The sequence below is a fragment of the Butyrivibrio sp. INlla21 genome (assembly GCF_900116875.1).
Classification (GTDB): domain Bacteria; phylum Bacillota; class Clostridia; order Lachnospirales; family Lachnospiraceae; genus Butyrivibrio.
In genome coordinates this window covers 1-2,891 of record NZ_FPCC01000058.1, presented here as the reverse complement: position 1 = coordinate 2,891, position 2,891 = coordinate 1, and the positions used below count along the sequence as shown (strand labels likewise).

Below are 2,891 nucleotides of genomic sequence, written 5' to 3'. Positions count from 1 at the left end.
GTGCTGAATACGATGCATAAGTCATCGTCGCTATATTTAAAACATTTCTGTTTTAAAACATTTTTATTGACTTTCTTTAATAGTTAGTCTTACTTATTTATAATCCATTTAATCTACAAAATATGCCCTCTGTCCTTTAAATCATGCTAACAATAACACATTCTCCATTTGTAAACCCTGCGTTTTTTCCTTCAACTGCGAAGCCTCTCTTTTTCATCTCGGATAAAAGAGTGATCATAAAAAAGCCACGAGAAACTACTGCGCAGTCTTCGTTCTTCTCAATGAGATCATCTATGAACTTGTTTGCTCTGATTACAGTATCTTTCTTGCCTTCTTTCGGCCTTTTACTGTTAAAAAGCCATTGAAGTCTGGATGAAATTTTCCAAAATGCCAAAGGCAGTCTCTTGTTTGTTTTTATACTTGAAGATAGCGGAACTTCATCAAGGAGCTCAGTTGAAATGTATTCTTTATCTCCGAAAATATCCCTGGCAGTTGCAAGAGTTCTGGATAAAGAGCTTACATAATAAGACTTATAATCTCCGGTGGGAACATGGTATTCCATAGGTAAAATCGGCGCTTCATCATATCTTTTTACATCTTGATCGAATTCCTCGGAGTTGCACCGCCTACTCATTTTATAATCAACTACACCGTGCCTGATAATTACAACCTTCATTTTCTCTCCCCTTCATAGCTGTCCTAATTGATTATTATGTATAGATCAGCTTCCTAAGCGCCGGGCCCGCATTTTCATCGGGAAGCGCTTCAAAACCAAGCTTTTTATAAAAGCCGTCTTTTGCTATTACAAAGTAATCTCTTTTATCCAAAGCCTTCTGAGACTGCTCGGGACAAAAATTCTTAAAATCCACAGCAGCTCTGAGATCGTAATATGTTTCAAGATCAGGTTTCTCTTCGCAATATCTTATTTCCATAGTTATCCTCTTTCTCTCGGATCATTGTTGTAATTTAACATTATAAGCACCGAAGCCTGCGCATACAAGTAAAAAAGCACCGGAAGCGGGAAAATATCCCGTTTCCGATGCTCTTAAAACTAATTCATATAAATATCAAGAAGCCTGCAGTGAAACCATGTGGGCATAGGTGCCATTCTTATCCATGAGTTCGGCATGTGTGCCGCGCTCTACGATCTTGCCGTCGGAAACAACAAGAATCTGGTCCGCGTCGGCGATAGTCTTGAGTCTGTGGGCAATTACAAGAAGAGTCTTGTTCTTGCACAGCTCGGAGATCGCCTCCTGGATGGCACGCTCATTGTCCGCGTCGACACTGGCTGTAGCCTCGTCGAGGATTACAATAGGTGTGTCCTTAAGAATACATCTTGCAATTGATATTCTCTGCTTCTCGCCGCCTGAAAGGGAAGCTCCGCCCTCACCGATCACGGTGTCAAAGCCGTCGGGAAGCTGCATGATAAAGTCATAACATCTCGCCTTCTTGGCTGCTTCCTCAACTTCCTCTCTGGTAGCGTCGGGTCTTGCAATGGCAATATTGTTGTAAACGGTATCCTGGAACAGATATACTCTCTGGAATACCATACTGATGCTGTCCATAAGGCTTCCGAGTGATACATCTCTTATGTCCTCTCCCCTTACGCGGATATGGCCGTCTTTGATGTCCCAGAACCTTGCAAGGAGCGATGCGATAGTTGACTTACCGCCGCCTGAAGGACCGACAAGCGCAGTCATTTCGCCCGCTTTTATCTTAAAGGAAACATCCTTAAGGACATCTTTTTGTGTATAACCAAAGCTTACATTATCGTACTCAATCTCAACATCTCCGGTTGCCGGAAGCTCTTTTTTCCCAAGATCCTTAAGTTCCTCGGCAGCAAACACCTCATCTATTCTGTCAAGACTGGCAGCTGTAACAGTGAGCCTTGGCATGTGACCATAGTATGCCTTGATGGCAGTAAAGAGATCAAAAAGGAAGAATGCCATTCCAACCATATATTCAGGTGTAAAGATTCCCTCGCTGTACAGATATCCGGAAAGAGCAAGCATTATTGAACTTCCGATTCCAAAAGTAAGGTAAAGAGTTCTCACACACGGACTGTAGGCCTTCTCAAAGCCGATAGCCTTATCGCAGCTTGTTTTGAATTCTTCCGTAAGTTTTTTTGACTTCTCGCCAAGCAAGTTGTATGTCTTGATAATTCCCATTCCCTCAGCAAAATCAATAACTTCATTTGTAAGATCCTCAGCGACCTCCTGCTTGACAACGGAGTGCTTCATTGAGGTTCTGAGCATATAGTTACCAACAATAAGGAAAGCGCCCACGATAGCAAGTGACATGAGTCCCATACGGTAATCCATGACAAACATCATCACAACCATAAGTCCCTGAGAGATCATGAATGCCACAAGCTCAGAAAGAACACCCATACAGTTCTCTTCGATGAACACCATATCCGTTGAGAGAACCGAGCTGATCTTTCCGATGTTACCCTCAGTAAAATAACCCATGGGGAGCTTACGCAGGTGATCTCCCAGATTCAAACGCATATCTGCGAAAACCATGTATCCCGCTGCGGACATCAGCACATTGGTAATGTGCTCAAACACTGCCTGAAGCGCCACGCACACCACAAGAGCAAGGCCGTAGTACAGGCACTTTTCTTTGGTCATTGTATTTTGCATAAAAGAGCTGATGGCCAAAAAACAAAGTATCAAAGGAGCCTTCATCATAACTCCCTTAACAAAAGATGTTATATATGAAGCTCGAATTCTTGCTTTAAATCTACCGGTAATACCTATAATCCTTTGAAGTATCTTAAACATGAGATCATGCCTCCTTTATCTTCCATAAGCTGGCGCTGACAGACGCATCCCAGAACTTCTTGTACTCGGGACAGGTTGTAAGGAGATTGTCGTGGGTATCCGCCG

At 42.7% G+C, this 2,891-nt stretch carries 3 protein-coding genes; all 3 read right to left on the bottom strand.

Going from position 1 to position 2,891, the window contains the following annotated elements:
• Positions 1-136: 136 nt before the first annotated feature.
• Positions 137-676 carry a histidine phosphatase family protein gene (locus BM377_RS15975; protein ID WP_092250973.1) on the bottom strand — a complete coding sequence of 180 codons (540 nt, stop codon included), beginning with the start codon at positions 674-676 and terminating at the stop codon, positions 137-139.
• Between the two features lie 34 nt (positions 677-710).
• On the bottom strand, positions 711-932 hold the full coding sequence (locus BM377_RS15970) for a hypothetical protein (protein ID WP_092250971.1): 222 nt from the start codon (positions 930-932) through the stop codon (positions 711-713).
• 135 nt (positions 933-1,067) lie between these two features.
• Positions 1,068-2,786 (bottom strand): ABC transporter ATP-binding protein, encoded by a 1,719-nt coding sequence (locus BM377_RS15965; protein ID WP_092250969.1) that lies wholly within the window; start codon positions 2,784-2,786, stop codon positions 1,068-1,070.
• Between the last annotated feature and the right edge of the window lie 105 nt (positions 2,787-2,891).

Excerpts from the sequence above, each read along its gene's own strand:
- BM377_RS15970 (WP_092250971.1), bottom strand. The coding sequence starts at position 932 with ATGGAAATAAGATATTGCGAAGAGAAACCTGATCTTGAAACATATTAC.
- BM377_RS15975 (WP_092250973.1), bottom strand. The coding sequence starts at position 676 with ATGAAGGTTGTAATTATCAGGCACGGTGTAGTTGATTATAAAATGAGT.
- BM377_RS15965 (WP_092250969.1), bottom strand. The coding sequence starts at position 2,786 with ATGTTTAAGATACTTCAAAGGATTATAGGTATTACCGGTAGATTTAAA.